We start from the raw sequence: 24,173 nt of genomic DNA, 5'->3' as shown, positions 1-24,173 counted from the left end.
GCGGGTTACTCCTTTGCTAAATAAAAGGATTGATGTATGAAAAAAAATAAGTACTCAACTCCCTTGCTGATGATTGCCACTATTCTCGCGGGTATGCTTTCGCCTATGCAATCAGCGGTTAACGGTCAGCTTGGACACTGGTTACAGGATGGCAATGCGTGTGCGGTCATCTCTTTTGCCAGCGGTCTGGTGGTGATGTTTTTTATTATTATGGCCCGCAAGGAGACGCGCCAGCAATTTGCCGCGATCCCTTCGCTGATTAAAAATAAAAAAGTACCTCTGTGGAACTGGTTTGCTGGTCTGTGCGGCGCAATGGTGGTATTTTCCGAAGGCGCTTCCGCCAGCGCGCTTGGCGTAGCCACCTTTCAGACCGCATTAATTTCGGCCTTGTTGCTCTCCGGTCTGCTTTGCGATCGCTTTGGTATCGGCGTGGATGAGAAAAAGCTTTTTACGCCCTGGCGTATCACCGGCGCGCTTTTTGCCGTTATCGCCACGATATTTGTCGTCTCTCCGCAGTGGCACTCAACCTCTTTTATTTTGCTGGCCATCCTGCCATTTCTGGCGGGGCTGCTGGCAGGCTGGCAGCCCGCTGGTAACGCCAAAGTGGCGGAAGCCACCGGCTCAATGCTTGTCTCCATTACCTGGAATTTTATTGTCGGCTTTTGCGTGCTTGGCGCAGCGCTGGCGATTCGCGTCGCGTCAGGGCATGTCAGCGTCCAGTTGCCGGACGTCTGGTGGATGTATCTCGGCGGCCCGCTGGGGCTGATGTCCATCGGCCTGATGGCGATCCTGGTCCGGGGTCTGGGGCTGTTAATGTTAGGCGTCGCGTCCACGGCGGGTCAGTTACTGGGGTCTGTATTGATTGATAAATTAATTCCTTCATTAGGTAATACCGTTTATTTAGTCACCATTATCGGCACTCTGTTTGCTTTGGTCGGTGCGATTGTCACCACCATTCCGGAATACAGAGCATCGAAAGCCGTCAATAAGATGGAGGTCTCAGGATGAAAGGTTATCTGCAAACCGTAACAGGCCCGATTGCGCAGGCCGACATGGGACTTACGCTCCCGCATGAGCATCTGTTTAACGATCTCTCTTCCGTCGTGGATAAACCCTGTTATGCCTTCTCAGAACAATTAGTCGGCAAAAAAGTGAGCGCGGAATTACAGTGGGGACTTAAACATGACCCCTACTGTTGCGCCGATAATATGGATAAAAAGCCTATTCAAGATGTGATTTTTGAAGTGAACAATTTTATGGCGCTGGGCGGCAGGACGATTGTTGACGCCACGGGTTCCGAATCTATCGGACGCGATGCGCAAGCGCTGCGGGACGTGGCGCTGCAAACTGGCCTTAACATTGTGGCCTCATCCGGGCCTTATCTGGAAAAATTCGAAAGTAGCCGCATTCACCAACCGATTGATAAACTGGCGGCGCGCATCGACAAAGAACTGAATCAGGGAATTGGCGATACCGATATCCGTGCCGGAATGATTGGCGAAATCGGCGTCTCGCCAGCCTTTACCGACGCAGAGCGTAATAGCCTGCGCGCGGCGTCGCTGGCGCAAAACAATAACCCGCAGGTGGCGATGAATATTCATATGCCGGGTTGGCTCAGACGAGGCGAGGAGGTGCTGGCGATTGTCCTTGATGAGATGAAAGTCGCCCCTGGCAAAGTGTCGCTTGCCCATTCCGATCCTTCCGGTAAGGACGTGTCCTATCAGCGGAGCCTGTTGGATCGGGGCGTGTGGCTGGAGTTCGATATGATTGGGCTCGATATCACCTTCCCCAACGAGGGCGTTGCGCCTGGCGTACAGGAGACCGCGGATGCCGTCGCCCATCTTATTGAGCTTGGTTACGCCGACCAGCTCGTGCTCAGTCACGATGTGTTCCTGAAACAGATGTGGGCAAAAAATGGCGGTAACGGCTGGGGCTTTGTGCCCAATGTTTTCCTGGCCTATCTGGCCGAGCGGGGCATTGACGGCGCCACATTACGTAAACTGTGTATCGATAATCCGGCGCGCCTGCTTACCGCCTGAATTGTTTCAGACCCGGCGGCATACGCCGGGTCATTCCCTTAATATCCCGCCGTTAAATCATCCACCGAACGCGGGTCGGACGCACCGTACAGTTCGCCATCCGGTCCAACCATTATACTTTGGGTGCTTCCCATCGCTTCTTTCAGCGCGACTTTCTGCCCTTTCTGTTCCAGCAACTTCAGCGTATCGGGGCTGAAGCCTTTTTCTACCCGCAGTTCATCCGGCAACCATTGATGATGGAAACGCGGCGCGTTGGTCGCTTCCGCGACATTCATGCCAAAATCAATAGTATTGACCACCATTTGCAGTACGGTAGTAATAATACGGCTACCGCCAGGACTGCCGGTCACCAGCCAGGTTTTGCCATCTTTAACGACGATAGTGGGCGACATCGACGACAGCGGACGTTTTTTCGGTCCGACCGCATTCGCCTCACCGCCCACCAGGCCATAAACATTGGGTACACCAGGTTTAGCGGAAAAATCATCCATTTGATTATTTAGCAAAATACCGGTATTTCCCGCCACAATTCCTGTACCGAAGGTGGTATTCAGGGTATAGGTCACCGCCACAGCATTGCCGTCTTTATCCACCACTGAGAAATGCGTCGTCTGATCGCTTTCATACGGGGCCAGTTTGCCAGGGCGAATTTCACTCGACGGTTTTGCTTTATTAATATCTATCTGTCCAGCAATAGATTTTGCATACGTTTTGCTGGTTAACGCCTGCCACGGTACGTTAACAAAATCCGGATCGCCTAAATATTCCGAACGGTCGGCATAGGCATATTTCTCTGCCTCCGCCATTATTTGTATAGCGTCCGCGCTGCCGAATCCATATTTATTCATATCGAAATTTTCGAGGATATTCAGGATCTGGACGATATGAATTCCACCGGAAGACGGCGGCGGCATAGAGAAAATCTGATACCCACGATACTCGCCGCTAACAGGCGTTCGTTCTACCGCCTGATAGGCCGCCAGATCGTCTGTGGTAATCAGTCCGCCGTTTTGCTGCATCTGCTGGGCTATCTGGCGGGCAATCTCGCCTTTATAGAAGGCATCCGGACCATTTTCCGCAATCATTGTCAGACTGTTCGCCAGGTCCTGTTGTACCAGTTTGTCTCCCTTCTTTAGCGGCTCGCCGTCTTTCCAGAAAATTGCTTTACTGTTCTCATGATGAGGGAGCACTTCACTGCCGTAGGTTTTGAGATCGTCAGCCAGCGCATCGTTAACAATAAATCCCTCTTGCGCCAGTTTAATGGCCGGACGCACCACGCTGTTGAGCGGCAGGGAGCCGTACTTTTCCAGCGCCAACGAGAGTCCCGCGACGGTGCCAGGCGTACCGGATGCGAGAGGCGACGTCAGCGATTTTTTACTGTCCGGGTTGCCCTGTTCATCAAGGAACATATCGCGCGTGGCGCCAGCAGGTGCCATTTCACGAAAATCGATCGCCGTAGTAGCGCCATCTTTAGTGCGCAACAGCATAAATCCCCCGCCGCCCAAATTCCCGGCTTGCGGATGCGTGACCGCCAGCGCATAGCCCACGGCGACAGCGGCATCTACGGCATTACCGCCCTGCTTTAAGATATCCATGCCAACCTGTGTCGCCATTGCATCCACGGACGCCACCATCCCCTGCGTAGCCCGCACAGGATGAAAGACATCTTCTTCAACACCATAGGAGACTGGCGGCGCGACGGGAGGATTGGCCACCGCGCTAAACGTCCCCCCGGTCAGCAGAGCGGCGATCGCCACCCAGCGCATAAACGTTGGTTTCATCGTTGTTTTTCTCCAGATAAAGGGGTGTATGTCCCGTTTAATCCTGGTCCACAACGCTTAAAAAATCATCATCATGGCGAAATAGAGGTACACTTAAAAAGAGGCCTCATCGGGAGGAGACGACAATGAAACGCTTACTACTTATTACGGCTTTGTTACCATTTGCGGTATTGGCCCAGCCAATTAATACACTGAATAATCCTCATCAGCCAGGTTATCAGATCCCAAGCCAGCAGCGTATGCAGACGCAGATGCAAACGCAGCAGATTCAGCAGCAGGGTATGTTGAAACAACAGCTGCAAACGCAGGCGCGCAGCCAGCAGCAAAATCTACAGTCGCAGTTGAATGCTAATACGCAGCGGGTTCAGCAGGGACAGCCGGGCAACGGTATGCTCGGTCAGCAAACGCTGCCCAATACGGAGGGCGGAATGCTCAGCGGCAGCGGAAATCCGGACCGGATGCTAAACCATTCCCAGCCAATGTTGCAGCAGGACAGCGGGACGCCGCAGCCTGACATCCCGCTGAAAACCATCAGCCCTTAAAACTGAAAGTGAGGGCCGATGTCATCAATACGATCGGTGCAGATACAATCCACGCCCCAGCGCAGTAGCTCTGCCGCCCGCTGGGGCTGATTGACGGTATACACCAGAATCCGCAGACCCGCGGCCTTAATTTCTTGCACTCGCGTCTCATCGAGTAATTTATGGTTGAGATGGAGGGAAACACAGCCCAGACGGGTCGTCAGTTCACGCCAGTCTGCACGCCATTTATCCAGCAGTAACCCGCGCGGCAGCTCGGGCGCCGCTGCCTGCGCCGCTTCCAGCGCCTCTATCTCAAAGGAAGAAAGCAGCGGCGGCGTCATCCCGGCCCACAGTTCGCGGGCGGCCAACGCCACGACGCGTCCTGTTAGCCTTCCGCTCCCCGTTGTCGGTTTGATCTCAATATTCGCCATCATGCCGTGTTTACGGCAGCGCTCCGCCACCTGCGAGAGCAACGGTAGCGGCTCGCCTTTAAATTCGCCGCTAAACCAACCGCCAGCGTCCACACGCAATAAATCCTGCCAGTTCAACTCGCCCGCCACACCCCAACCGTTGCTGGTGCGCTCCAGGTTATCGTCGTGCAGCAGGAAAATTTCGCCGTCTTTCGACAGCCTGGCATCAAACTCAATCATGGTGTGCCCGTATCGCGCGCCCACGTCAATCGCCGCCAGAGTGTTTTCCGGCGCCAGTTTACCGCCGCCGCGATGGGCGACAATGTGGGGATAAGGCCAGTTACTCATACACGTTGTCCTGTTTCGCCATCAAAAAGATGCCGCTGATGTTCCGGCAGATGCAGCCATAGCGTACTGCCCGCCGCCGGGCGCTGCTGATGCGCCAACCGCACCACCAGTTTCTGATCGCCCCAGCGCCCATGCGCCAGATTATCCGCGCCCAGAATCTCCAGCGTGTCTACCGTTAGCGGCACGCCGCCTTCCGCCTGCGAGCTTAACGCAATATGCTCCGGGCGGATACCCAGCGTCATGTTACGTCCGGCATGACCCCGATAGTCCGCACCTATCGGCAACGCCAGACCGCCAGGCAATTCGAAACGGTCGCCGGAAGCGCTGATAACGCCGTCCAACAGATTCATCGCCGGGCTGCCGATAAAGCTCGCCACGAAGCGACTGGCTGGTTTTTCATACACCTCTACCGGCGTGCCAATCTGTTCTGCGACGCCTTTATTCATCACCATCACCCGCTGGGCCAGCGTCATCGCCTCTACCTGATCGTGAGTAACATAGAGCGAGGTGGTACGAAGGCGACGATGCAGATGTTGTAACTCCAGACGCATCTGCACGCGCAGCTTGGCGTCGAGGTTAGAGAGCGGTTCGTCGAATAAGAAGACTGCCGGCTCGCGGACGATCGCGCGCCCCATTGCCACGCGCTGCCGTTGACCGCCGGAAAGCTCGCGTGGACGGCGTTTAAGCAGGCCGTCCAGCTCCAGAATGCGCGCAGCCTCCCGCACACGTTCTTCAATATGCGCTTTGCTCATACCGCGAATTTTCAGCCCCCACGCCATGTTCTCCTCTACGCTCATATGGGGATAGAGAGCATAGTTCTGAAATACCATCGCGATGCCGCGATCTTTGGGCTCCATCTCGGTGACCCGTTTGCGATCAATCCAGATATCGCCGCTGGTCACGCGTTCCAGACCGGCCACCATCCGCAACAACGTTGATTTGCCGCAGCCGGACGGCCCGACCATCACGATAAATTCGCCATCCGCCACGTCCAGCGTTAACGGTTGAATGACCTGGGTTTTGCCGTCCCAGCTTTTGGTTACTGCCTGTAGTTTTAAACCAGCCATAGAGGTTGCATCCCCTGATTATTCATGAACGTCGCTGGCGGCTATTTTTGCCCAGGGCAAGGCACGAGCGACGAAGTTTGGTGGGCCCAAATTAGACGCGAGTAACACGGCACTGGGCAAAAATAGCCCCAACCCTGTGGGACGCGTGCCGAAATCGCGTACTCTGCGTTGTCGGATTTGGACATAGGCCCACTATGTCCATCATCCTCCGCCTTGATTACGCGATTTCGGCTCAGCGTCGACGTCACGAATAATCAAGGGATACAACCTACTTCTCACTGTCCACTAAACCACGCACAAACGCCCGTTGCATGGCTAACACAATTACGACCGGGGGAATCAGAGTCAGCAGCATCGCGGCCATCACCTGGTTCCATTGCGTGGTGCCTTCGCCGGTGGCGATCATCCCTTTGATACCCGCTACGGCAGTGCCAAGATTCACGTCGGTGATAATCAACAGCGGCCACAGATACTGGTTCCAGCCGTAGATAAAGGTGATGACGAATAACGCCGCCAGGTTGGTTTTCGACAGCGGCAACACGATGTCGCGGAAAAAGCGCATCGGCGACGCGCCGTCAATACGGGCCGCCTCCACCAGTTCATCCGGAAGCGTCATGAAGAACTGACGAAACAGAAAGGTGGCGGTGGCGGACGCCATCAGCGGTAGCGTCAGACCGGCATAGCTGTCGAGCATTTTCAGGTTGGCGATAACTTCCACCGTCGGAAAGATACGCACTTCAACCGGCAGCATCAGGGTGATAAAAATCATCCAGAAGAACAGGTTACGCAGGGGAAAACGAAACCAGACGATGGCGAATGCGGAAAGCATAGACACCGTGATTTTGCCTACCGTAATGCTGAACGCCATAATGAAACTGTTAAGCATCATCAGCCAGAACGGCGCGCTATTAACACCGACGCCGTTGACCCAAATAGTTTTGATATTCTCCAGTAACTGCGTACCGGGAAGCAGCGTCATCGGCGTCTCAAACACCGCGCGGTCGTCCAGCGTCGCCGCGACAAACGCGACATACAGCGGAAACAAAATGACCGCGATCCCCAGAATCAGCATGGTATGGCTGAATATTGTCAGCCCGCGACGATTCTCTATCATTGGTAACGCACCTTACTTTCCACATAGCGGAACTGCACCACCGTCAGAATGATGACGAGGAACATCAACACCACCGACTGCGCGGCGGACGCCGAGAGATCCAGGCCGGTAAACCCTTCGCGATAGATCTTATAAATCAGCGTCGTGGTGGCCTGTACCGGCCCGCCGGCGGTCGCGGCGTCGATCACCGGGAAGGTGTCGAAAAAGGCATACACCAGGTTGACCACCAACAGGAAGAAACTGACCGGCGCGATAAGCGGCAAAGAAAGCCGGAAGAAACGACGAATCGGCCCGGCGCCGTCAATGGCCGCCGCTTCCACCAGCGAGCGGGGAATGGATTGCAGCGCGGCAAAGAAGAATAAAAAGTTGTAACTAATCTGCTTCCAGACTGATGCAAATACCACCAGGAACATCGCCTGACCGCTGTTTTGCGCGTGGTTCCAGTCATAGCCGAATTCGCCGAGGAAATGGGTGATTAATCCCCGCCCCGGGTTAAACAGGAAAATCCACAATACGGCGGCGACGGCGGGCGCGACAGCATAAGGCAGCAACATCAGCGTCTGATAAAAACGGCTGCCGCGGACCACGTAATCCACCAGGGCAGCGAAAAACAGCGAGACCAGCAGGCCGCTAAACGTGACCAGCGCGCTGAATTTAATCGTCGTCCAGAAGGCGTCGAGATAATAACTGTCGTGAAAAAGCGCGACGAAATTCTCCAGCCCGACAAATTGGCTGGAAAAACCAAACGGATCGACGCTTTGCAGCGAATACCACAGCGCTTCGCCCGCAGGCCAGATAAAGAAAATAACGGTGATAACCAACTGCGGGGCAACCAGTAAATACGGCAGCCAGTGCGAGCGGAACACCGGACGGGATGATGACATGAAGGTGTTTTTCCTGAACAGCGCCGGGTGGCGGCTTCGCCTGACCCGGCCTATGGTCTTGTCGGCCCGGTAAGCGCAGCGCCACCGGGCATGCCACACATTACGATTTACTCGCTTTCTCAAAACGACGCAGCAACTGATTCCCGCGATCCACCGCGGTATCCAACGCCTGTTGTGGGGTTTTCTTCCCGGTCCAGACACTTTCCAGCTCTTCGTCCACGATGGTACGAATCTGCGGCATATTGCCCAGACGCAGCCCTTTGGTGAAGGGTAACGGCGGCTTATTCAACATCTGCCGAGTGGCGATATCCGCACCGGGATTTTTATCGTAATAACCCTGCTCGCGGGTCAGTTCGTAGGCAGCGGTGGTAATCGGCAGGTAGCCAGTTTTTTGATGCCATTCAGCGGCGTTTTCCGGTTTTGCCAGGAAATCGAGGAATTTGGCGACGCCGGTATAGGTTTCTTTATCTTTACCCTGCATGACCCACAGGCTGGCTCCGCCGATAATGGCGTTTTGCGGCGCGCCCTTGATATCGGCGTCGTACGGCATCATACCCACGCCATAGTTGAATTTGGCATACTGGCGGATATTGGCGAGCGAACCGGAGGACGCGGTTGTCATCGCGCAGTCACCGTTATAAAACTTCTCAGTAGACTCGTCCTTACGCCCAACGTAGCTAAAGTCGCCTTTCTTATTCATCTCTTCCAGCAGCGCGATATGTTTCACCTGCTCTGGCTGATTAAACTCCAGCACCGCATCTGTACCGTCAAACCCATTGTTTTTACTGGCGAAGGGGAGACCATTCCAGGCGCTGAAGTTTTCCAGTTGGATCCAGCCTTGCCAGCCGCTGGCGTAACCGCATTTCATGCCTGCCGCTCTCAGTTTCGCGGTATAGTCAGCCAGCTCCTGCCAGGTTTTCGGCGGCTGCTCCGGATCTAAACCGGCTTTCTTAAAGGCGTCTTTGTTGTAGTACAGCACCGGGGTAGAGCTGTTAAAAGGCTGGGAGAGCAGATGCCCGCTTTTGGCATCGGTGTAGTAGCCTGCAACGGTCGGTACAAACTGGGACTCGTCAAAGTTAATACCGGCGTCTTTAAACACTTCATAAACCGGCTTAATGGCTTTCGAGGCCATCATGGTCGCCGTCCCAACCTCATAAACCTGCAATATTGCCGGCGCGTTGCCAGTACGGAATGCCGCGATCCCGGCGCTCAGGTTCTGTTCATAGTTCCCCTTATAGACCGGAACGATTTTGTAATCCGGATTGGCCTGGTTGAAACGTTGCGCCAGTGAATCAACTTCTTTGCCTAACTCCCCTTCCATTGAATGCCAGAATGGAATAGTGGTGACGGCCAACGCCTGACCCGTAAATGCCAGACTCAGCGCCAGTCCTAAAGCTGTATGTCGTAACGATATCATCGGTTATCTCTCTTTTTGTGCCGGGATGCGCGATATCACGCGTTTTATGTTCGCGGGGGTAACATGACATGCTCGAATGACAGAAAAATAACTTTTTTATTACAAAAAAAAGATAGTAAGGCGACAGAGAGATGGCAAGGCAGTGAAAGCGCCGGAAAAGAAAAGTGGGAGCTACGGCACGGATAGGTACGACATTATTCCCGGGGACGGCGCACATGCCGTAACTCAACCAGGCGGAGCGTCGCCGGGATTAACGTCTCAGGCGCGTAAGCGAACGGCAATTTGCTCCAGCGTAAGCCGCCCTGCCGCCGCATCGACTGTCATATCGACAAAATCCGGATTCGCAGCGAGTGAGATCCCATTGCGCTTTAAAAACAGCAACGTAATAAATAAGGCGGTGCGTTTGTTACCATCATTGAAGATATGCCCACGGGATATAGCGAGCAAATGCATTGCCGCCAGCAGCCACACGTCGGTCACCCCTTCATATTCGATTTGATTGAGTACCCGGTACATTAGCGCTTCCGCGCGGCCAGGATCAGGCATACCTGTTACACCAGGCGTAACGCGGAGAAGCCTGTCGTGAAACTGAATTATCTCTTCCGCTGAGATAAGTTGCAGGGTCATTTATCCGCCAGCTCCCTGAGCTCATTGCCATGAACCGCCATAATGGCAGCAAACTCATCATCCATTCGCGCCGTCTGATAACGCTCAAACTCCTCGGCGCTGATGATCACTGCGGACTTATGCCCACGACGCGTGATGGTGACAGGGCCCCCCGTCACCGCACTTTCCAGGACTTCGGCCAGATTTTGCCGCGCTTCGCTATAGTTAACCGTACGCATGAACACCTCCCCAGTTGTACATGTTTATTGTACAACAAACACGTACAAAAAAAGAGCCATCAGGCTCTTTTGAAAAATTTTACCGCTTGCCGTTACCGGGGACGGCGCACGCGCTTCCCCCTGGCACAGTCTAACCGCCCAGATAGGCGCTGCGCACCGCTTCGTTCGCCAGCAGCGCATCACCGGTATCGGATAGCACCACGTGGCCGTTTTCCAGCACATAACCGCGGTCAGCGAGCTTCAGCGCCTGGTTGGCGTTCTGCTCGACAAGGAAGATGGTCATACCCTGCTCGCGCAACTGCTCAATGGTGTCGAAGATCTGCTGGATGATAATCGGCGCCAGCCCCAGCGACGGTTCATCCAGCAGCAATAGCCTCGGCTGGCTCATCAACGCGCGGCCAATCGCCAGCATCTGCTGTTCGCCGCCAGACATGGTGCCCGCTCGCTGGATACGGCGTTCATGCAGACGCGGAAACAGCTCGTACACCCATTTGATACGCTCCTGAAACCGATCGCGCTCGACAAAAAAACCGCCCATCGCCAGATTCTCTTCCACCGTCATCCGCGAGAAGACGCGCCGCCCTTCCGGCACTATCGCCACCGCTTCACGCATGATTTTCGCCGTCTGCCAGTCGGTGATGTCTTTACCGTCAAACACCACCCGTCCGCTGGAGGCACGCGGATCGCCGCACAAGGTACCAAGCAGCGTCGTTTTCCCCGCGCCGTTAGCGCCAATCAGGGTAACGATTTCCCCCTGGTTAATGTGCAGACTGACGTCGTGCAGCGCCTGAATCTTGCCGTAGTGAGCGCTGACCTTTTCAAACGTTAACATCGTTTTTTCCATCTTATGCCTCACCCAGATAAGCGCGAATGACGTCCGGGTTGTTGCGGATCTCTTCCGGCGTGCCGTTCGCCAGCGGCGTGCCCTGGTTCACCACGTAAATGCGATCGGAAATGCCCATCACCAGCTTCATATCGTGTTCAATCAGCAAGATAGTGGTGTTGTGATGATTACGTAGTTCGGCAATCAGCTCATCCAGCTCTTTGGTCTCTTTAGGGTTAAGACCGGCCGCCGGTTCGTCGAGCATCAGAATTTCTGGCTGTGTCACCATGCAGCGGGCAATCTCCAGCCGACGCTGGTCGCCGTAGGCCAGATTACTGGCCTGGCGGTTGGCATGTTCAAGCAGGCCAATACGCTCAAGCCAGGTCGCCGCGCGGTCCAGCGCTTCGCTTTGCGCGCGGCGGAAAGCGGGCGTTTTCAACAGGCCGGAAAAGAGGCCCGTTTTCAGTTGCTGGTGCTGAGCTACCAGCAGGTTTTCAATCACCGTCATTTCGCGAAACAGACGCACATGCTGGAAAGTGCGCACCACGCCCATGCGGGCGATCTGCTGGCCCGGCAGTCCTTCCAGGTGCCGCTCGCGCAGTGTGATCGTACCGCCTGTCGGCTTATAAAAACCGGTCAGACAGTTAAACACCGTGGTTTTACCCGCGCCGTTAGGGCCAATCAGCGACACAATTTCCCGCTCACGCAATTCCAGCGATACATTGTTGACCGCCAGCAAACCGCCAAAGCGCATCATCAGGCCGTTAACCGCTAATAATGGCTGACTCATGCCCGCTCTCCTTTCGCCTGACCATTTTTCAGCTTCAACTGCGGACGCGTCATCGGCAGCAATCCCTGCGGGCGCCAGATCATCATCAACACCATCAAACCGCCGAGCATCAACATGCTGTATTCGTTGAAGTCGCGCATCAATTCGCGCGACACCACCAGCAGAACCGCCGCCAGGATCACCGCAAACTGCGAGCCCATTCCGCCCAGCACCACAATCGCCAGCACGAAGGCGGACTCAGCGAAGGTGAAGGATTCCGGGCTGACAAAGCCCTGGCGGGCGGCAAACAACGTACCGGCGAAACCGGCAAACGCGGCGCTGATAGTAAAAGCGGTCAGCTTGATGCGCGTCGGGCTTAAGCCTAATGAACGACAAGCGATCTCATCTTCACGCAACGCTTCCCACGCCCGGCCCAACGGCATCCGCAGCAGGCGGTTAATGACAAACAGCGACAAGACCACCAGCAGCAAGGCTACCAGATAGAGGAAGATGACCCGGTCGGACGGGTCGTACTTCACGCCAAAGAAATTGCTGAAGGTATCCCAGCCGCCTTCGCGGGTACTGCGGCTAAACTCCAGACCAAACAGCGTCGGTTTGGGGATCTGGCTAATGCCGTTCGGACCGCCGGTTACTTCGGTGTTGTTGAGCAGCAGAATACGGACGATTTCGCCGAAGCCGAGCGTCACAATCGCCAGATAGTCGCCGCGCAGGCGCAGTACCGGGAAGCCAAGCAGGAAACCGGCGGCAGCAGAGACCAATCCCGCCAGCGGCAGGCAAGTCCAGAAGCCCAAACCGTAATAGTGGTTGAGCAGCGCAAAGGTGTAGGCGCCGATGGCGTAAAAGCCGCCATAGCCCAATACCAGCAGACCGGACAGCCCCACCACCACGTTCAGCCCCAGACCGAGGATGATATAAATCATGGTCAGGGTGGCGATATCCACGCTACCGCGCGACACCATAAACGGCCACGCCACGGCGATAACCAGCAGCGCTATCAAAAACAGCTTTTGCTTAACGGTAGAGCCATCGATCGCCGGCAGAATAAACTTCGGTCCGGAGACGTTCTTCACCGCTTTCTGGCACATCGGACGCAGCAACTGAAAGAAAAAGACCACTGCCGTACCGATAAAGATCCACTGCCAGCGGATGTCGGCGGCGGTATCCACCACCAGCCTGGTGCCGTCCAGCTCCAGTTGTACGCCCATGAAGACGCCAGCCAGAACGAAAAACATCGCCGCAGAGAACAGAGCCATCGCAATATGCATCGGTTTCATACTTTCTCTACCTCCGGACGACCCAGGATACCGGTCGGCATCACCAGCAGTACCAGAATCAGCAGAGCGAACGACACGACATCTTTATATTCGGTACTTAAATATGCAGACGAGAGCGCTTCGGCGACGCCCAAAATCAGACCGCCAATCATCGCGCCCGGAATGCTGCCAATACCGCCCAGCACCGCCGCGGTGAACGCTTTCATCCCGGCCATAAAACCGATGTAGGGGTTAATCACGCCGTAAAATTGTCCGAGCAGAACGCCCGCCACCGCCGCCATTGCCGCACCGATAACAAACGTTAGCGCAATGACGCGGTCGGTATTAATGCCGAGCAGGCTGGCCATTTTCAGATCCTCCGCACAGGCGCGGCAGGCGCGGCCCATCCGGGAGTAGCGAATGAAAATGGTTAGCGCCAGCATAGCCAGAAAGGTGACTATCCAGATAACTGCCTGCATGGTGGTGATGGACGCGGAAAAGTTTTCGCTACTGCCCACAATCCACTGGCCGTTGAACAGGCTGGGCAACGCCACGTCGCGCGAACCTTCCGTTAGGCTGACGTAGTTTTGCAGGAAGATAGACATCCCGATGGCGGAAATCAGGGCTATCAGGCGTTTGGAGTTGCGCACGGGCCGGTAAGCGACTCGCTCAATACTCCAGCCGTAGGCGCTGGCAATAATAATCGCGCCGATAAATCCGGCGGCCACCAGTAGCCAACTGGTGTCGATCCCCATCATCATTAGCGCGGCGATAATCATAAAAGAGACGTAGCTGCCGATCATGTACACCTCGCCATGAGCGAAGTTGATCATGCCGATAATGCCGTACACCATCGTATAACCGATAGCAATCAGCGCGTAGGTGCTTCCCAGCGTGACGCCGTTAAACATCTGCTGCAAGAAATAGAGAAACTGCTCGGACATAAGGTAACCTTTTTAAACCCGCCCGGCGTGCGGGCGGTGGGATAACTTATCTTCTGGCATTACTTCGCGACGGTTGACGAGCCGTCGGCGTGCCACTGGAAGACGCCAAATTCAAATCCCTTAAGATCGCCTTTTTCATCCCATTTCAGCGGCCCAATGACGGTATCAGCCCCGTTCGCTTTAAGATCTTTCACCAGATCCAGCGGAGCATGGCTGGCGCTACGCGCCATTGCGGTCGCCAGTGACTGGACGGCGGCGTAGGTGATCCAGACGTACGGGCCGCTGGGATCTTTCTTGTCGGCTTTCAGCGCCTCGACAATCGCCTTATTCGCCGGGTCCTGGTCATAACGTTTTGGCATCGTCACCAACATGCCTTCCGCCGCACCGCCCGCAATATTGGACAGCGACGCGTTACCCACGCCTTCCGGCCCCATAAATTGCGTTTTCAGGCCATTAGCCCGCGCCTGGCGCAGCATCTGCCCCATTTCCGGGTAGTAGCCGCCGTAATACACAAAGTCGATATTCTCTTTTTGTAAGCGGGCAATCAGGGCGGAGAAATCTTTTTCGCCGGCGGTAATACCATCAAAAAAGACAATATTGGCACTGCCCTGCTTCAGGCCATCCTGCACGGAGCGTGCCAGTCCTTCGCCGTATTGCTGTTTATCGTGAATGATAGCGATACGTTGCGGTTTCACCGTTTCCAGGATGTATTTCGCGGCCGTTGGCCCCTGGGAGGAGTCCAGGCCGGCGGTACGCATAATGTACTGATAGCCGCGCGCCGTCAGCTCCGGGTTAGTCGCCCCCGGGGAGATCATCAGAATACCTTCATCTTCATAGATATCGGAAGCCGGCTGGGTAGAAGAAGAACATAAGTGACCAATAACGTACTGAATGCCGTCGTTAACGATTTTGTTGGCCACCGCCACCGCCTGTTTTGGATCGCAGGCATCATCGTATTCCACGCCGACCAGCTTATCGCCTTTAATACCGCCTTTAGCGTTGATGTCTTTAATGGCCTGGCGCGCGCCGTTAAATTCCATATCGCCCCATTGCGCTACCGGGCCGGACATCGCCCCGACTACGGCGACTTTAATATCGTCTGCCATTGCCCCCTGCGAGGCTGCTAATGCAACGATCCCTGCGATTATCGTTTTCGCTTTCCGTTTCATGTGCCTGTATCCCCATTCGTGATGTTATATATTTTGTGTTTTGCTGGTTAAAAAGCAGACTGTGCTTTTTATAAACGGTGCGCTTTTTGCCTGTCTCATTAATGGGTTAGCGCAGCATTTAAAGCATAATGAGATTAAAATCTCTATTTTTCAGTCTATTAAGGAAAGATAATATTCTGCTTTTAGCTATAGATAAACAAAAAAAATTGCACTTGTCAGCATAAAATAACGGTATATTAAGCGGAATAATTCACTAGCACTCAGGGGATTATGCTGCCTGTTTTTCATTCTCTAATGTTTCAAACTGTAGTTATCGTTGTTAAAAAATTAATAACCTGGTAAATGACACAAAAAAGAGAAAGCATCTGGCCTGACTATTTCGGTACACTGATCGCATCTTTTGAAATCGGGACAAGCCGTCGATGAAGCTGACCATTCTTCGTTTAGAACACTTTAGCGCTCAGGATCAGATCGATCTGGGCAAAATCTGGCCGGAATATTCCGCCTCCTCATTAAGCGTAGATGAAACGCACCGGATTTATGCCGCGCGGTTTAACGAGCGTTTGTTGGGCGCCGTAAGAGTAACGCTGAGCGGGACGCAGGGCGCACTGGATTCGCTACGCGTGCGTGACGTGACGCGCCGTCGTGGCGTCGGGCAATACCTGGTAGAAGAAGTCATCCGCGATAACCCCAATGTCTCGTCGTGGTGGATGGCGGATGTCGGTGTTGAAGACCGCGGCGTTATGGCGGCGTTTATGCAGGCGTTAGGCTTTACCGCCCAACATGACGGCTGGGAGAAGCGCTAAAAAAGCCGGATGGCGACTACTGAATGCGCCATCCGGCTAACGACTATTTGGCGTCGGTCGCCGTCCCGTTCGCATGCCAGGTAAATACGCCGAACTCAAAGCCTTTCAGATCGCCTTTCTCATCCCACGACAGCGGTCCCATTACGGTGTCGACCGTGGCGCCTTTCAGGTATTTGGCGATTTCCGCCGGATCGTCAGACTGATTCAAACCCGCCTGCAATGATTGCAACGCCGCATAGGTTGTCCAGACAAACGCGCCGCTAGGATCTTGTTTCTTCGCTTTGATGGCGTCCACAATCGGTTTGTTCGCCGGGACCTGATCGTAGTTCTTCGGTTTGGTGACCAGCATCCCTTCGGCAGACTCTCCGGCGATGTTAGACAGCGAGACATTCGCCACCCCCTCCGGCCCCATAAACTGGGTTTTCAGCCCTGCGGCGCGAGACTGGCGTAAAATCTGCCCCATTTCCGGGTGATAACCGCCGTAGTAGACAAAGTCGATATTTTCTTTTTTCAGACGCGCTACCAGAGTGGAGAAATCTTTTTCACCGGCGGTAATACCATCAAAGAACACGACGTTAGCGCCGCCTTTCTTCAGACCGTCCTGCACCGCGCGCGCCAGCCCTTCGCCGTACTGCTGCTTATCGTGGATAATCGCGATACGCTGCGGTTTTACCTTCTCCAGAATATACTTTGCCGCCGTTGGTCCCTGGTCAGAGTCCAGACCGGTCGTGCGCAGGATCAGGTTATAGCCGCGCGCGGTCAGCTCCGGCGCGGTCGCTGCCGGGGTTATCATCAGGATGCCTTCGTCTTCGTAGATATCAGACGCTGGCTGTGTGGAAGAGGAGCATAAGTGACCGATAACATACCTGATGCCGTCGTTCACCACTTTGTTAGCGACAGCTACCGCCTGCTTCGGGTCACAGGCGTCGTCATATTTCACCGCGACGAGCTTATCGCCTTTAATACCGCCTTTCGCATTGATATCGGCAATCGCCTGTTCCGCACCGGTAAATTCCTGGTCGCCATACTGCGCCACCGGACCGGACATCGCGCCGACAACCGCGACTTTAATGTCGTCTGCGAATGCCATATGGCTTAACGACAGGGCGATACATCCTGCCAATAACGTTTTACCCTTCATATTCATCCTGATAATCCCCATTATTCTGGTTGTTACGTGTGTTGTGATGTTATTGTTCAGCACTTTATTTCGATTATTGGCCTACCGCTCGTGCTTTAGCAGCATACTCTGCTAAAACATACCCGATTTTGATAGTTTTTGAATAGTTAATTTGACAATTGAATAACAATTTAATGACAGGGTGAGCGAACTCAGGCGGGAGAGGATGATAAAAACAAAAAAACCCCGGATTTACATCCAGGGTTTTACGGGTCGTGAAGGGGAAGTTACGCTTCGATCGCGGCGCGAAGCTTTTTCATGGCGTTCTTTTCAAGCTGGCGCACACGCTCAGCGGAGACGCCGTAACGATCGGCCAGCTCCTGCAACGTAGACTTATTGTCTTCGTCCAGCCAGCGAGCGCGGATAATATCCTGGCTACGCTCGTCAAGCCCCTGCATCGCGTCGGTCAGTCGGTTGGCGGCCTGCTCTTCCCAGTTATCGTCTTCAATGCCGTCGGCAAAGTTAGACGATTTATCCTGCAGATACAGCACCGGCGCCATTGGCTGGCTGTCGGACTCATCGTCCGAAGACATGTCAAACGTCATGTCCTGCGCTGCCATACGCGACTCCATCTCACGCACGTCTTTACTGGAAACACCCAGTTCGCGCGCCACCATCTCGACCTCATCCTGGTTAAACCAGCCCAGACGCTGCTTGGTTTTACGCAGATTAAAGAACAGCTTACGCTGCGCTTTAGTGGTCGCAACCTTAACGATACGCCAGTTACGCAACACGTATTCGTGAATTTCTGCTTTAATCCAGTGTACGGCGAAGGACACCAGACGCACGCCTACTTCCGGGTTGAAACGACGTACGGCTTTCATCAGGCCGATATTACCTTCCTGGATCAAATCCGCCTGCGGCAGACCATAGCCCGCATAGTTACGAGCAATATGAACAACAAAGCGCAGGTGAGACAGGATCAGCGTTTTAGCTGCTTCCAGATCGCCCTGGTAATGCAGCCTTTCAGCCAATGCCCGCTCCTCGTCAGCCGATAACATCGGCCACGCGTTCGCCGCCCGGATATAAGATTCCAGGTTGCCAACAGGGGCTAAAGCTAAATTTTGCATTTCTTTGGTCATTCAAATCCTCTCAATCAGTATTGCCTGACACCGTCAGCGAGCAACAACCGTGCCAAAGCCGATGAGCAACGAGAATATCATCCACTCTTTTATCAGACAGTGATTTTACCCACAAGTTCAATGTAACACTGTGCATAATTTGCACAAATCATGTGACATAAAGATGACGCGCGGGGAAGAGACAACAGGGACTCTTTCCCTGCGAACGGAAACCCATTGCAGGGAAAGATTATACCACGATTTTATCAATCGGGAGTAAAGTGACGTAAATGTTGCACCGTGGCCAGCCAGGCGGCGATCCAGCCGATCATAGAGCAGACCAGCAACAACAACAGGCACTCATCGAACGATAAGCCATTGAGATCAAACTTCGTGCCGAAGACCTGCGCCACTTCAGTCACCGCCGATGATAAACGCATCACCAAAATTTCAGACAATATCAGTGAAAGAAAAGCGCCGGAAAAACCGAGCAACGCGCCGCCGTAGAGGAACGGACGTAGGATAAAGCCATCAGTCGCGCCAATCAGCTTTTGCACGTTAATGGTATCGCGACGGGCAAAAATGCTCAGGCGCACGCTGTTACCGATAACGAGGAAGACCGCCGCGACCATCAGCACGCCGATCATCGCCGACACGCGGCCCACCAGCCCGGTGAGCGCTGCCAGGCGCGCAAACCAGCTATCATCCATTCGGACTTCGTCAATGCCGTTAATCTGCGAGATACGGTCGCGCAGCGTATTAAGCGAGGCGGTACTCTGGAAGTCCAGCTTGGGGATCACCACAGCCACCGCCGGCAACGGGTTCTCTTCCAACATATCCAGCGCGCCGCCAAAGCCAGACCAGTTGCGGAATTCTCCCAGCGCGTCCTCACGGGACAGGTAGTTGACCTTCTCAACGCCCTGCTCGGCCTGAAGCTGCCCAACGACCCGCGCCGCCGCGTCATCATCCAGCGTTTTTTGCAGATAAACGGTGATCTGCGGCGACGGATAATACTGCGTCGCCGCCTGATTGACGTTCTTATAGACCATGTAGCAGACGCTTGGCAGCGTCAGGGAGATGGCGATCACCATCACCGTCAGAAACGTCGCCAGCGGTTTGCTTTTCAGATCTTGCAGCGCGCCGTGCCAGGCATAGCGCACCTGTTCATTAAAGACGTTCGTTTTACGTGAGTTCGGTTTTGGCGTCGGCTTCTGGCGTCCTGGCGCGTTGCGTCCGCCGCCTGTTCCGCCGCGAGATTTACGCAGTCGATCCAGCCGTCCGCCGAACTGCCTGATTTGGTTAATCGCGTCGCGCCTATTCATTGACCAGGCCTCCATGCAGATGTCCATCGCTCAGGACGAGCTGCCGATAGGAACGACGGGAGATAAGCCCGATATCGTGCGTCGCCATCAGTACCGTCACCCCTACGCGGTTAAACTCTTCAAACAGACGTAAAATCCCTTCCGATAACGCGTCGTCCAGGTTTCCGGTCGGTTCATCCGCCAGCAATACCGCTGGCTTATTGACCACCGCGCGGGCGATGCCCACGCGCTGTTGTTCGCCTCCAGAGAGTTGAATCGGGAAGTTTCTCGCTTTGTCCAGTAGCCCAACCTTATCCAGCGCCGCCGACACGCGACGACGGATATCATCGCCGCTGGCGCCGGCAATGATTAACGGTATCGCCACATTGTCATAGACCGTGCGATCCATCAGCAGATGATGATCCTGGAAAATCATCCCAATCTGGCGGCGCAAAAACGGCACTTCGCGGTTTTTCAGACGCGTAATATCATGCCCGCTGAAGAAGATTTTGCCAGCGCTGGGCCGCTCAATCCCACAGATAAGCTTCAGCAGGGTACTTTTCCCCGCGCCAGAGTGGCCGGTCAGAAACGCCATCTCGCCCGGCTGCATATGGAATGTCACTCCCTGCAGCGCTTGTCTCCCGCCGAGATAGGCCTTGCTGACATGTTCAAAGCGAATCATTGTTAATCCTCTCGGGCAAAAAGTGCCTCAATAAAGTCGTCCGCCTTAAACGGACGCAAATCCTCGATACGTTCGCCCACGCCAATGTAACGGATAGGAATGCCAAACTGGTCGGCCACCGAGAAAATCACCCCGCCTTTCGCCGTACCGTCCAGCTTGGTCAGGGTAATACCGGTTAAGCCCACCGCTTCATGGAACAGTTTGGCCTGGCTTACCGCGTTCTGCCCGGTGCTGGCGTCAATGGTCAGCATAACTTCATGCGGCGCCTCTTCGTCCAGCTTTTTCATGACACGAACGATTTTTTTCAGCTCTTCCATCAGGTGCGACTTGTTCTGCAGACGCCCTGCCGTATCGGCAATTAACACATCCACATTACGCGCCTTCGCAGCCTGGATAGCGTCAAAAATCACCGAGGCGGAATCCGCGCCGGTATGCTGGGCGATAACCGGAATGTTGTTACGCTGCCCCCAGACCTGTAGCTGTTCGACCGCCGCCGCGCGGAAAGTATCCCCCGCCGCCAGCATCACTGATTTACCCTGCTGCTCAAACTGACGCGCCAGTTTACCGATAGTGGTGGTTTTACCCACGCCGTTCACGCCAACCATCAGAATAACAAAAGGCGTTTTACCTTCAATATTAAGCGGTTCGTCTACCTTCGCCAGAATCTCGCCCATCTCATCTTTCAACAGGCCATACAGCGCCTCGGCATCTTTAAGCTGTTTGCGGCTGGCGCCTTCCGTCAGATTAGCGATAATCTTACGCGTGGTTTCCACCCCGACATCAGCGATGAGCAACTGCTCTTCCAGCTCCTCGAACAAATCATCGTCGATTTTCTTGCCGCGGAACAGACTGATAAATCCGGAACCGAGATTTTCTTTGGTTTTCAGTAGGCTGCGTTTCAGACGGGCAAAGAAACCTTCTTTAGTCGGTTTTTCCTGCTCCTGAACGATCGCTTCTACCGGCGCTTCTTCTTCCGCCGCCGGAACAACCATCACCGCTTCTTCCGCCGCCTGAGCGGTCAGCGCCTGCGCTTCCAGCTCTTCGTCGGTGAATGTCGCCGCGTTTTCGCCCTCTTCTTCCACCGCGGCAATGACTTCTACGGTTTCCGCTTCGGCCTGCCACTCTTCCGGCGAGATAGCCTCGTCTTTGACCTCTTCCGGCAGCGGCAGTTCTTCGCGTTCCACAGCGATCTGCGGCGCGGCCGTCTCAATAGCCGCCGCGGGCTCCGGCTCTACTGGTTGCGGTTTTTCGCTCTCCTGAACGTTCTCAGTAACGTCCACCACCTCTTCCGCAAAGGCCTCGGTCTCTGCTTTGCTGTGCGCGGGCGTTTCCGTATCTATGTCTGCCGCCGTTTCAACAAGGGGCTCAACCGGTCGTTGTTCTTCAACAATCTGCTGCTCTTCGGTCTGTTCCTGCTTCTGCTCTTTATCACCGAAGCCCAGCCAGGAAAAGAAGCCACGTTTTTTCTGTTTTGCCATCTGCGACTACACCCCTCGCGGCGCTATATACATGGAAGCTAAAAAAATGATGAAATAGTCTATCACTTATACCCAATGAATTTCGAGTTGCGTCAAGGCGACAAATCCCGATGAGCTTACTGTAGTAAGTGATTCGGGTGAGCGAGCGTAGCCAACGTAGAGGTATCTTGAAAGTCGAAGGGTTAACTTAATTTACACTACCGCCTAGAATAATCTGCGACGGGCGGTTCGAGCATGAGAAATGAAAAAACCAACCCACTCAGGCAGCGGCCAAATCCGCATTATTGGCGGACAATGGCGTGGCCGTAAATTACCGGTTCCGGACAGCCCGGGTCTGCGTCCTACCACCGATCGCGTGCGCGAAACGTTATTTAACTGGCTGGCTCCGGTAATGGTAGACGCCTATTGCCTGGATTGCTTTGCTGGTAGCGGCGCGCTGGGCCTCGAGGCGCTATCGCGTTATGCGGCCCAGGCAACGTTACTGGAAATGGATCGAGCCGTATCGCAGCAGTTGCAAAAAAATCTGGCGACGCTGAAAACCAACAATGCTCGCGTCGTCAATACCAATACTCTGGCCTTCCTCAGCCAGCCGGGGACGCCGCATCACGTTGTCTTTGTCGACCCGCCGTTTCGTAAAGGGCTGCTGGAAGAGACGTTACAATTGCTGGAAACTAAAGGATGGCTGGCCGACGACGCGCTAATCTATGTAGAAAGCGAGGTGGAAAACGGTCTGCCGCCCGTTCCGGCTAACTGGGCATTGTATCGTGAAAAGGTGGCCGGACAGGTCGCTTATCGTCTGTATCAACGCGATGCGCAAGGAGAAAATGATGCTGATTAATCTGGGCCGCTTGTTAATGCTCTTCGTTTGGGCATTTTTGATTCTTAATCTGGTGCATCCCTTCCCGCGCCCGCTCAATATCTTCGTCAACGTGGCGTTGGTGTTCATGGCGCTGATGCACGGTATGCAGTTGGCGCTGCTGAAATCAACGATACCGAAAGATGACCCGCAGATGACGACGGGAGAGAAAATCCGCATTTTCTTGTTCGGCGTGTTTGAACTGCTGGTCTGGCAGAAGAAATTTAAGATCAAAAAATAACGTTTGCTGCCGGATGACGGTTTATTCGTTATCCGGGCTACGGGCAACAAACCCGACAAACCGCGTTCCCTTATAGCTCAGCGTACCTTTGTCGCCCACCGTCAAAGCGTGGTACTGCTGCGCTTGTACACGGAACGTTTTTTCCAGACCGCCATTGAGCGGTTTAAAACTTGCCTCATAGCGCATACTGGTTCCCGCCGGGCTCACTTCCTGCTGGCGCGAGCGTCGGTCATTAACCGGCTTTTCCCGTTTATTGCTTACCACGACCTGTTTTTGCTGTAACGGCGCCGCATCATTAGCGGCTTTTTCCCGCCGTTGCTGAACGAAGCGAAACGACGCGGCAACCACGATTAATGCAATGATTATAATGAAGAAAAGCGGTGGTTTACTCATGATGTTAACCTGTCGGAAAATGCGGAAATAAGCATACCCTGTCCGTTATGGTGTTGTCATCTGACCGTCACGGCCTCTACACTGAATAATAGAGCCGCAAGCATACCGTTTGCGAAAAAATAACGAATTCAAGGAATTAAGATGCTTTGGTCGTTTATCGCTGTCTGCCTGTCCGCATGGCTGTATGTGGACGCCTCCTATCGCGGGCCAGCCTGGCAACGCTGGGTTTTTAAGCCCGTCACGTTATTACTGTTACTGTTACTGGCCTGGCAAGCGCCGATGTTTGACGCCATCAGTTATCTTGTGCTGGCCGGTCTGTGCGCCTCGCTGGTCGGCGATGCGTTAACGCTCTTGCCGCGTCAACGCCTGCTGTACGCCGTCGGGGCATTTTTCTTATCGCATCTGCTCTACACCATTTACTTTGCCAGCCAAATGACGTTGTCGTTCTTCTGGCCGCTGCCGCTGGCGTTACTGATAGTCGGCGCATTGCTTATCGCCGTTATCTGGACGCGGCTGGAAGAGCTGCGCTGGCCAGTGTGTACTTTTATCGCCATGACGCTGGTCATGGTCTGGCTGGCGGGTGAACTGTGGTTCTTCCGCCCAACGGCGCCAGCCCTTTCGGCCTTTACCGGCGCAACGCTGCTGTTCATCGGCAATATCGTCTGGCTGGGTAGCCATTACCGCCGCCGTTTCCGGGCGGATAACGCGATTGCCGCCGCCTGCTACTTTGCCGGACACTTCCTGATTGTGCGCTCGCTGTACCTGTAAAT

The 24,173-nt window shown here is 54.4% G+C and carries 26 protein-coding genes; 7 read left to right on the top strand and 19 right to left on the bottom strand.

Annotated elements, in window-relative coordinates; translation table 11 throughout:
• Positions 1 to 36: 36 nt before the first annotated feature.
• Together F4V72_RS08410 and F4V72_RS08405 are read left to right on the top strand one after the other, a co-directional pair.
• Complete coding sequence (locus F4V72_RS08410) at positions 37 to 1,008, top strand: DMT family transporter (RefSeq protein ID WP_136057962.1); 972 nt, start codon at positions 37 to 39, stop codon at positions 1,006 to 1,008.
• Positions 1,005 to 2,039, top strand: coding sequence for a phosphotriesterase-related protein (locus F4V72_RS08405; RefSeq protein WP_063390888.1), 1,035 nt, complete (start codon positions 1,005 to 1,007; stop codon positions 2,037 to 2,039). The genes F4V72_RS08410 and F4V72_RS08405 overlap by 4 nt, the downstream gene beginning before the upstream one ends.
• 38 nt (positions 2,040 to 2,077) lie before the next feature.
• On the opposite strand, the gene ggt is transcribed toward F4V72_RS08405, so the two are convergent.
• Entirely contained in the window at positions 2,078 to 3,820 is a 1,743-nt protein-coding gene (gene ggt / locus F4V72_RS08400) for a gamma-glutamyltransferase (RefSeq protein ID WP_136057961.1), read from the bottom strand.
• Positions 3,821 to 3,945: 125 nt separating this feature from the next.
• Here ggt and F4V72_RS08395 point away from each other — a divergent pair, with 125 nt between their 5' ends.
• Positions 3,946 to 4,362 carry a DUF2756 family protein gene (locus F4V72_RS08395; RefSeq protein ID WP_136057960.1) on the top strand — a complete coding sequence of 139 codons (417 nt, stop codon included), beginning with the start codon at positions 3,946 to 3,948 and terminating at the stop codon, positions 4,360 to 4,362.
• Here the strand turns inward: F4V72_RS08395 and ugpQ are convergent.
• From ugpQ to livK, 12 genes are all read right to left on the bottom strand, one after another.
• Positions 4,359 to 5,099, bottom strand: coding sequence for a glycerophosphodiester phosphodiesterase (gene ugpQ, locus F4V72_RS08390; protein ID WP_085347565.1), 741 nt, complete (start codon positions 5,097 to 5,099; stop codon positions 4,359 to 4,361). The two genes, F4V72_RS08395 and ugpQ, sit on opposite strands and share 4 nt — an antisense overlap.
• A complete protein-coding gene (locus F4V72_RS08385) occupies positions 5,096 to 6,166 on the bottom strand; it encodes a sn-glycerol-3-phosphate import ATP-binding protein UgpC (protein ID WP_000907838.1) in 1,071 nt (356 codons plus the stop codon). Before F4V72_RS08385 ends, ugpQ begins: the two co-directional genes overlap by 4 nt.
• A 268-nt stretch (positions 6,167 to 6,434) precedes the next feature.
• Entirely contained in the window at positions 6,435 to 7,280 is an 846-nt protein-coding gene (gene ugpE, locus F4V72_RS08380) for a sn-glycerol-3-phosphate ABC transporter permease UgpE (protein WP_000572196.1), read from the bottom strand.
• A complete protein-coding gene (ugpA, locus tag F4V72_RS08375; RefSeq protein ID WP_136057959.1) occupies positions 7,277 to 8,164 on the bottom strand; it encodes a sn-glycerol-3-phosphate ABC transporter permease UgpA in 888 nt (295 codons plus the stop codon). Before ugpA ends, ugpE begins: the two co-directional genes overlap by 4 nt.
• A gap of 100 nt (positions 8,165 to 8,264) precedes the next feature.
• Positions 8,265 to 9,581, bottom strand: a complete 1,317-nt coding sequence (gene ugpB, locus F4V72_RS08370; RefSeq protein WP_150342444.1) for a sn-glycerol-3-phosphate ABC transporter substrate-binding protein UgpB — start codon at positions 9,579 to 9,581, stop codon at positions 8,265 to 8,267.
• Between the two features lie 258 nt (positions 9,582 to 9,839).
• Positions 9,840 to 10,208 (bottom strand): type II toxin-antitoxin system death-on-curing family toxin, encoded by a 369-nt coding sequence (locus F4V72_RS08365; RefSeq protein WP_000174963.1) that lies wholly within the window; start codon positions 10,206 to 10,208, stop codon positions 9,840 to 9,842.
• Positions 10,205 to 10,426 carry a type II toxin-antitoxin system Phd/YefM family antitoxin gene (locus F4V72_RS08360; protein WP_001520924.1) on the bottom strand — a complete coding sequence of 74 codons (222 nt, stop codon included), beginning with the start codon at positions 10,424 to 10,426 and terminating at the stop codon, positions 10,205 to 10,207. Before F4V72_RS08360 ends, F4V72_RS08365 begins: the two co-directional genes overlap by 4 nt.
• A 130-nt stretch (positions 10,427 to 10,556) precedes the next feature.
• Entirely contained in the window at positions 10,557 to 11,270 is a 714-nt protein-coding gene (gene livF / locus F4V72_RS08355) for a high-affinity branched-chain amino acid ABC transporter ATP-binding protein LivF (protein ID WP_080168265.1), read from the bottom strand.
• A 1-nt stretch (position 11,271) separates the two neighbouring features.
• Entirely contained in the window at positions 11,272 to 12,039 is a 768-nt protein-coding gene (livG, locus tag F4V72_RS08350; RefSeq protein ID WP_000082083.1) for a high-affinity branched-chain amino acid ABC transporter ATP-binding protein LivG, read from the bottom strand.
• A complete protein-coding gene (gene livM / locus F4V72_RS08345; protein WP_088759529.1) occupies positions 12,036 to 13,313 on the bottom strand; it encodes a branched chain amino acid ABC transporter permease LivM in 1,278 nt (425 codons plus the stop codon). The genes livG and livM overlap by 4 nt, the downstream gene beginning before the upstream one ends.
• On the bottom strand, positions 13,310 to 14,236 hold the full coding sequence (gene livH / locus F4V72_RS08340) for a high-affinity branched-chain amino acid ABC transporter permease LivH (RefSeq protein WP_000003007.1): 927 nt from the start codon (positions 14,234 to 14,236) through the stop codon (positions 13,310 to 13,312). Before livH ends, livM begins: the two co-directional genes overlap by 4 nt.
• A 59-nt stretch (positions 14,237 to 14,295) precedes the next feature.
• On the bottom strand, positions 14,296 to 15,405 hold the full coding sequence (gene livK / locus F4V72_RS08335) for a high-affinity branched-chain amino acid ABC transporter substrate-binding protein LivK (protein WP_053529873.1): 1,110 nt from the start codon (positions 15,403 to 15,405) through the stop codon (positions 14,296 to 14,298).
• A gap of 422 nt (positions 15,406 to 15,827) precedes the next feature.
• Between livK and panM the strand changes: the two genes are divergently transcribed.
• Positions 15,828 to 16,211 carry an aspartate 1-decarboxylase autocleavage activator PanM gene (panM, locus tag F4V72_RS08330; protein WP_000778869.1) on the top strand — a complete coding sequence of 128 codons (384 nt, stop codon included), beginning with the start codon at positions 15,828 to 15,830 and terminating at the stop codon, positions 16,209 to 16,211.
• A 43-nt stretch (positions 16,212 to 16,254) separates the two neighbouring features.
• On the opposite strand, the gene livJ is transcribed toward panM, so the two are convergent.
• From livJ to ftsY, 5 genes are all read right to left on the bottom strand, one after another.
• Positions 16,255 to 17,358 (bottom strand): branched chain amino acid ABC transporter substrate-binding protein LivJ, encoded by a 1,104-nt coding sequence (gene livJ / locus F4V72_RS08325; protein WP_023247830.1) that lies wholly within the window; start codon positions 17,356 to 17,358, stop codon positions 16,255 to 16,257.
• A gap of 260 nt (positions 17,359 to 17,618) precedes the next feature.
• Positions 17,619 to 18,473 (bottom strand): RNA polymerase sigma factor RpoH, encoded by an 855-nt coding sequence (gene rpoH / locus F4V72_RS08320; RefSeq protein WP_000159621.1) that lies wholly within the window; start codon positions 18,471 to 18,473, stop codon positions 17,619 to 17,621.
• Between the two features lie 245 nt (positions 18,474 to 18,718).
• The gene (gene ftsX / locus F4V72_RS08315; protein ID WP_001081707.1) at positions 18,719 to 19,774 is read right to left on the bottom strand and encodes a permease-like cell division protein FtsX; all 1,056 of its coding nucleotides are present in this window, start codon (positions 19,772 to 19,774) and stop codon (positions 18,719 to 18,721) included.
• A complete protein-coding gene (ftsE, locus tag F4V72_RS08310) occupies positions 19,767 to 20,435 on the bottom strand; it encodes a cell division ATP-binding protein FtsE (protein WP_000617716.1) in 669 nt (222 codons plus the stop codon). Before ftsE ends, ftsX begins: the two co-directional genes overlap by 8 nt.
• 2 nt (positions 20,436 to 20,437) lie before the next feature.
• Complete coding sequence (gene ftsY / locus F4V72_RS08305) at positions 20,438 to 21,913, bottom strand: signal recognition particle-docking protein FtsY (protein WP_136057958.1); 1,476 nt, start codon at positions 21,911 to 21,913, stop codon at positions 20,438 to 20,440.
• Positions 21,914 to 22,154: 241 nt separating this feature from the next.
• Here ftsY and rsmD point away from each other — a divergent pair, with 241 nt between their 5' ends.
• Both rsmD and F4V72_RS08295 read left to right on the top strand, forming a co-directional pair.
• The gene (gene rsmD / locus F4V72_RS08300; protein ID WP_023247828.1) at positions 22,155 to 22,751 is read left to right on the top strand and encodes a 16S rRNA (guanine(966)-N(2))-methyltransferase; all 597 of its coding nucleotides are present in this window, start codon (positions 22,155 to 22,157) and stop codon (positions 22,749 to 22,751) included.
• Positions 22,741 to 23,010, top strand: a complete 270-nt coding sequence (locus F4V72_RS08295; protein WP_023247827.1) for a DUF1145 family protein — start codon at positions 22,741 to 22,743, stop codon at positions 23,008 to 23,010. Before rsmD ends, F4V72_RS08295 begins: the two co-directional genes overlap by 11 nt.
• A 21-nt stretch (positions 23,011 to 23,031) precedes the next feature.
• Here F4V72_RS08295 and F4V72_RS08290 read toward each other — a convergent pair whose 3' ends face one another.
• Positions 23,032 to 23,403, bottom strand: coding sequence for a DUF2500 domain-containing protein (locus F4V72_RS08290; RefSeq protein ID WP_053529871.1), 372 nt, complete (start codon positions 23,401 to 23,403; stop codon positions 23,032 to 23,034).
• 141 nt (positions 23,404 to 23,544) lie between these two features.
• Here F4V72_RS08290 and F4V72_RS08285 point away from each other — a divergent pair, with 141 nt between their 5' ends.
• A complete protein-coding gene (locus F4V72_RS08285; protein WP_000964735.1) occupies positions 23,545 to 24,171 on the top strand; it encodes a lysoplasmalogenase in 627 nt (208 codons plus the stop codon).
• The last annotated feature ends 2 nt before the right edge of the window (positions 24,172 to 24,173 follow it).

It is taken from the genome of Salmonella enterica subsp. diarizonae, from assembly GCF_008692785.1.
Taxonomy (GTDB): Bacteria; Pseudomonadota; Gammaproteobacteria; order Enterobacterales; family Enterobacteriaceae; genus Salmonella; species Salmonella diarizonae.
The sequence above is the reverse complement of the archived record's forward strand: the minus strand, read 5'-3'. Positions and strand labels throughout refer to the sequence as shown.